At 41.9% G+C, this 5,888-nt stretch carries 7 protein-coding genes and 1 pseudogene; 2 read left to right on the top strand and 6 right to left on the bottom strand.

The window, feature by feature from the left end:
• The 6 genes and pseudogenes from B7C60_RS19710 to B7C60_RS15395 all read right to left on the bottom strand — a co-directional run.
• A pseudogene (locus tag B7C60_RS19710) lies at window positions 1-148 on the bottom strand (aromatic amino acid aminotransferase); the annotation flags it as partial.
• A 75-nt stretch (window positions 149-223) separates the two neighbouring features.
• Window positions 224-691: an anaerobic ribonucleoside-triphosphate reductase-activating protein gene (gene nrdG / locus B7C60_RS15415; RefSeq protein ID WP_099612403.1), complete on the bottom strand. Its 468-nt coding sequence runs from the start codon at window positions 689-691 to the stop codon at window positions 224-226.
• A 4-nt stretch (window positions 692-695) separates the two neighbouring features.
• Window positions 696-2,816: an anaerobic ribonucleoside-triphosphate reductase gene (gene nrdD, locus B7C60_RS15410; RefSeq protein WP_099612659.1), complete on the bottom strand. Its 2,121-nt coding sequence runs from the start codon at window positions 2,814-2,816 to the stop codon at window positions 696-698.
• 496 nt (window positions 2,817-3,312) lie between these two features.
• Window positions 3,313-3,747 carry a YeeE/YedE family protein gene (locus tag B7C60_RS15405; RefSeq protein WP_099612402.1) on the bottom strand — a complete coding sequence of 145 codons (435 nt, stop codon included), beginning with the start codon at window positions 3,745-3,747 and terminating at the stop codon, window positions 3,313-3,315.
• 24 nt (window positions 3,748-3,771) lie between these two features.
• The gene (locus B7C60_RS15400) at window positions 3,772-4,191 is read right to left on the bottom strand and encodes a YeeE/YedE family protein (protein ID WP_099612401.1); all 420 of its coding nucleotides are present in this window, start codon (window positions 4,189-4,191) and stop codon (window positions 3,772-3,774) included.
• Window positions 4,192-4,219: 28 nt separating this feature from the next.
• Complete coding sequence (locus B7C60_RS15395) at window positions 4,220-4,522, bottom strand: ArsR/SmtB family transcription factor (protein WP_099612400.1); 303 nt, start codon at window positions 4,520-4,522, stop codon at window positions 4,220-4,222.
• 158 nt (window positions 4,523-4,680) lie between these two features.
• On the opposite strand from B7C60_RS15395, the gene B7C60_RS15390 reads away from it, so the two are divergent.
• Both B7C60_RS15390 and B7C60_RS19705 read left to right on the top strand, forming a co-directional pair.
• A complete protein-coding gene (locus tag B7C60_RS15390) occupies window positions 4,681-4,872 on the top strand; it encodes a YgaP family membrane protein (protein ID WP_099612399.1) in 192 nt (63 codons plus the stop codon).
• Between the two features lie 108 nt (window positions 4,873-4,980).
• The coding region (locus B7C60_RS19705; RefSeq protein WP_245869558.1) for an NAD(P)/FAD-dependent oxidoreductase at window positions 4,981-5,888 on the top strand (908 nt) is incomplete at its 3' end.

Here is a 5,888-nt window from a genome sequence, read left to right as displayed (position 1 = left end):
GCACCGCTTGCATTATTGGTGTTTCGCCTTGGCTATTTTTATACACACCAATCCCGAGATCTACTTTTTGAGGGCGTGGATCTTGGCGAAATGCGACGGAAAGCGAAAGAATGGGATCTAATGTTGGTGTTGGTAAATGTGAAAGCATGAAAGTCACAACCCTTTGAAATTCAAGTAATGACTTTCAAGTAAACACCAGATAAGGAAAAATCGAAAGTGATTTTTACAACTTTAAGTAATGAATGATCTGATTACTGCTCCCTCGCCAGTCTAAACTCGGGTCAGCCAATGATTGCTCAAATTTACCATCGATCAAGACATCAAGGTAATCTAACACTTGCCGCTGCTTTTCATCTAGTTCGTGTAAACAATATCCGGTCCATAACCAAATATCTTTTCCAACACACTCTTTCTTTACTCGCTCAACCAAATGCAATACCGCTGCGACATTGTCTGGATGCAGTGGATCACCGCCGGAAAGAGAAAGCCCCCGCTTCGGTATCCGAGAATCATTAAGATCCGCAATAATTTGATCTTCCATTGCAGTGGTAAAAGGACGTCCAGAATCTAGTGGCCAAGTGCTTTTATTGTAGCACCCTCGACATTGATGGAGACAGCCGGAAACGAACAAAGTACAGCGCGTGCCCGGCCCATTAACCACATCAATTGGATAGTATTGATGATAATTCATAAAATCACAGATGTTTCACACGACGTTTAACTTCTTCTTGTTTGCCGAAGTTAAATGGACGGGCATCAGGACTACCTAAATAACCGCATACACGCCGAGTCACCGACACTTTTGAAGAATCGTGGTTGCCACATTTAGGACACACAAACCCTTTACTGGTGCATTCAAATTCTCCCGTAAATCCACATTCATAACATTCATCAATGGGCGTGTTCGTACCATAGTATGGCACTCGGGTATAACTGTAATCCCAAACGTTCTCTAATGCTTCAATGTTACGTTGCATATTGGGGAATTCACCATAGCAAATAAAACCACCACTCGAGAGGGAAGGATATGGCATCTCAAAATCAATTTTATCGTAAGGATTCACTTTCTTTTCAACATCTAAATGAAAGCTATTGGTGTAATAGCCTTTATCGGTTACCCCATCAATGACACCAAATTCTTTAGTGTCAATACGACAAAAACGACTGCATAGGTTTTCGCTAGGGGTACCATAAAGGCTAAAGGCATAACCCGTTTCTGCTTTCCATTGGTCAACTGCAGCACGAAGTTTTCCAATAATATTTAAGGCATGCTCACGTAGCTCTGCGCTATCATAAACGTGTTGCTGTTGACCAAATAGCGCATTCACAGTTTCATGCACCCCGATATAGCCTAATGAAATCGAAGCTCGACCATGTTTAAATATTTGCGCGACAGAATCATCCGCTTTTAAACGGACGCCACATGCCCCTTCCATATATAAGATAGGCGCAACACGTGCTTTCACATTCTCTAATCGATGGATACGTGTTTCTAACGCTCGACGTGCAAGCTTCAATTTTTTATCTAATAAGCGGTAAAAAGTATCAAGATCACCTTTCGCCTTGAGCGCAATACGCGGTAGGTTTAAGCTCACTACACCTAAATTATTACGACCTTCATGGACTAATTCGCCATTTTCCTCATATGGGTTTAAAAAACTACGGCAGCCCATCGGGGTTTTAAATGAGCCTGTGACTTCGACGACTTTGTCATAGTTAAGAATATCAGGGTACATACGTTTAGAGGCACACTCTAACGCTAACTGTTTAATGTCATAGTTAGGATCATCCGCTTTATGGTTTAGGCCATCTTTGATGGCAAAGACCAGCTTAGGAAATACTGCCGTTTTACGATTTTTTCCAAGCCCCGCAATGCGATTTTTTAAGATAGACTGCTGAATTAACCGAGCTTCCCAACTGGTTCCTAAACCAAAGCCAAAGGTAACAAATGGCGTTTGCCCATTCGCTGTATGTAGGGTATTGACTTCATACTCTAATGATTGGAATGCGTCGTAACATTCTTTTTCAGTACGAGCCATTGCGAAAGCCTGAGGCTCTGCAATCTCCCATTCTTGGGCGATGGCCAAATGTTTGTTATAGCTAGAAGTCACATAAGGAGAAAGAACTTCATCAATACGGTTAATGGTTGTGCCACCATAAATATGGCTAGCCACTTGCGCGATAATTTGGGCCGTTACTGCCGTTGCGGTAGAAATTGACTTCGGTGTGTCGATTTCAGCATTACCCATTTTAAATCCATGGGTTAACATGCCATTTAAATCAATCAACATGCAGTTAAACATGGGAAAAAATGGTGCGTAATCCAGATCGTGATAATGAATATCCCCTTCTTCATGCGCTTGTACAATGTCACGTGGCAAAATACGTGTTTTGGCATAATGTTTTGCCACTATACCCGCTAGCAAATCACGTTGAGTTGGAATCACTTTACCGTCTTTATTGGCATTCTCATTGAGAAGATCGGCATTGCTTTCTTGAATTAATCCTTCAATTTCTTTAGTTAACGTACTCTGCTTCTCTCGAGCGATGTCACGATCATGGCGATATTCAATGTATGAACGAGCCAATGCTTTATACGGACCTTGCATGAGTTCGTTCTCTACCAGAGTTTGGATCTCAGCAATATGAACTTGTTCATACTCTTTGAGTTTAAGCTCGATTGCCAACGCAACATTTAATGCATAAATTGCGATTTCATTAGTGACCTGATCAGCTGCACTTTCCACAGCAGATTGAATACGATCTCGACTAAATGGGGCTTTTGATCCATCTCGTTTGATTACTATTGGTTTCACCATTTCTCCTTACCCAGCATATTCACAGAATTATCCACAAATACACCATATGGTTATTATATTGCACGTTGAGCACTATATGTTGTGCTGTATTTAACGAAAAGCCAGTGGGCTGCGTATTGATATAGATCAATAAAAAACGGACAATGAGTAAGAAGGAATCAATCTTATAGAATAAGATCTCAATCTACTATGAAAGTAAAAAATGAGGTTTTCATAAAAATTTATGTTGCTTTTTTTGTACTCCAATCAAGTAAAGGGCTGAGAGCAATGCAAGAAAAAAATAACCAAAATAATACCGTAATGGCACGAATTTTTATCCCCTAGCGAGTGATTATGGTTCCGAAAAGTTATTCACAATGACAAACAAAAAAAGCCCCAATTAGGGCGTGTTGATCTTTAGCGGTTAAATTGTATGCGAAACAAAAATGTATTCACCGCGGTGAGAGGTCAACAAGCCCTGAGGCAATAGATGAGGTGGGTGATAAAATACGATTTAATGATTTTGCATTTTCAGCCAAAAGTTCATCACACTTAATCCAACGATCATCGAAATAAAAAAGATCCAAACATCCGGATTACCCAACGCTAAACTCGATACAGCGGGCCCCGGACAAATGCCTGCGATTCCCCAGCCAATGCCAAACAGTGCCGCACCTAGAAGTAACTTGGCATCAATCGTCCGGCTTGTAGTTAAACAGAACTCTGAGGCATTCCATGGTTTTTGCTGGGGCTTGATTAGTAAAAAATAAGCTGGCAGAAACACCAACAGAGCACCGCCCATGACAAAGATCAAACTGGGATCCCAAGTCCCTGCAATGTCTAAAAACCCAATCACTTTTGTTGGGTTAGCCATTCCTGATATGGCCATTCCCACGCCAAATAACACCCCAGAAACGAGAGAAGTCAGCTGAAAGAATATTTTTCTCATAAGGTTATCCTTACTTTTATTGCATTAAAGTAGGTGAAGACGAAGATAGACGGTAATACCGGCAACCAACATAAATATCCCCGTTGCAACGATAGAACGAATGGATAAACGCCCGATACCACAAATGCCATGGCCACTGGTACAACCGTTACCTAAACGTGTTCCTAATCCGACCAGTAATCCCGCACCAATTAACAGGCTAGTTTGAGTGCCATAAGTCATGGGAACATCGCTGGTGAACAGATTAACCCCGGCGACCCCACCAGCAATCATGCCTACCACAAATAATAATCGCCACATGAAATCTTGTGCTTTAGGAGAGAGAATGCCATTTAAAATGCCGCTAATTCCGGCTACTTTTCCATTAAGTAGTAGCATCAAGGTCGCTGAAATCCCCAATAATATGCCGCCAAGCAGCGACGCCCAAGGAATGGAAAATGTCATAATTGCCCCTTTGTTGGTTCACGCTAAACTAAGAACAGAATACCGCTTGTAAATGGTGGATAAATTGACTTAATCGACTATCGGTTAATGAATAAAAAACCTGCTGAGAAGATTTGCGAGCTTGAATCAATCCGTGTTTTCTTAATACTGCTAAATGTTGAGAAAATGCTGACTGACTCAATGATGAACTCTTCATCAATTGCGTCACACCAACTTCTCCTTGCGTTAATTGACAAACTACCATGAGTCGCTCTGGGTGAGCCATGATGCTTAACAATTCGGCGACCTCAACCGCTCGGGTGTGCATCTGATTGACATTTATTCCATCCATACCTTATCCCTCGCGTTGTCATTGAGTGTTAATCATACGTAAAGACAACTAAATTAGTCAAACCTTATTTAGAGCTATCAAATTTAGATAAATTAAAATTAGACATAGCTAAAATAAGGTTTTATAGTAGAACCAATTTTGCAACGGAGGCTAAAACTATGACAATCGAAAATGGCATCAGAGTCATCGCAGGAAGTATGATTCTTCTCTCAGTACTATTAACCGTGTTTATCCATGCTAATTTTATATGGCTGACAGTGTTTATTGGTGCCAACTTGCTACAAAGCGCATTTACCGGTACCTGCCCTGGTGTATTTGTCCTAAAAAAAATAGGCATACTAGCTAAGTAAATTCGAGTCTATTGCCGTTGCCCAACCTATTGCTGAGTGGGTATAAAAAAGATTCATCCTTTGCCCTACCACTTAACCAGTGTAGGGCATGTATTTTTTGGAGTCGTTATGACAAAAATCGTTATCGTGGGCGGAGTTGCCGGTGGCGCTTCTGCCGCTGCCCGGGCTCGTCGTTTAAGTGAAGAGGCTCAAATTATTATGTTTGAGCGAGGCCCTTTTGTTTCATTTGCTAATTGTGGATTGCCTTATCATATCGGCGGTGACATTAAAGAACGTAGCAACTTACTCCTGCAAACCCCTGAAAGCTTTTTAGCCCGTTTTAATGTTGATGTACGGGTGATGAATGAAGTGTTGCGCATCAATCGTGATACCAAAACCGTCACAATCCGCAATCTCATTGATCACACGGAATATGAAGAAAGTTATGATTTTCTTCTACTGAGCCCCGGTGCTGGCCCTGTTATCCCCCCGATTTCAGGCTTAGACAATCCACTCACCTATTCACTGCGTAATATTCCGGATATGGATAACATCATGAAGGCGATTCAGATGAATCAGCCTAGCCATGCAACGGTGGTCGGCGGTGGATTTATCGGATTAGAAATGATGGAAGCCTTTCATCAATTAGGCATCAAAACCACTTTGATCGAAATGGCCGATCAAGTGATGACCCCGGTCGATCGAGAAATGGCAGGTTTTGCTCATGCCGAAATCCGAGATAAAGGCATCGACCTACGTTTAGGGGTTGCACTTCAGTCGGTTGAGTTTGTGCCAACGACCTCAATTGCTAATGCTGATGCTGGTGAAACCGTCAGACAGCAGCACTTATGTGGTCAATTAATGCTAACACTTAATAACGGTGATACCTTATCGACTGAATTGCTGATCATGGCGATAGGCGTGCGTCCTGAAACTCAACTGGCGAAAGACGCTGGTTTACAAATTGGTGAGCTTGGTGGCATCTGGACCAATGAGTCAATGCAGACCAGTGATCCGTCTATCTATGCCGTGGGAGA

Origin of the sequence: Vibrio fujianensis, from assembly GCF_002749895.1 — a bacterium.
Taxonomy (GTDB): Bacteria; Pseudomonadota; Gammaproteobacteria; order Enterobacterales; family Vibrionaceae; genus Vibrio; species Vibrio fujianensis.
Note: the sequence above shows the minus strand (reverse complement) of the source record. Positions and strands in the feature narration are given on the sequence as shown.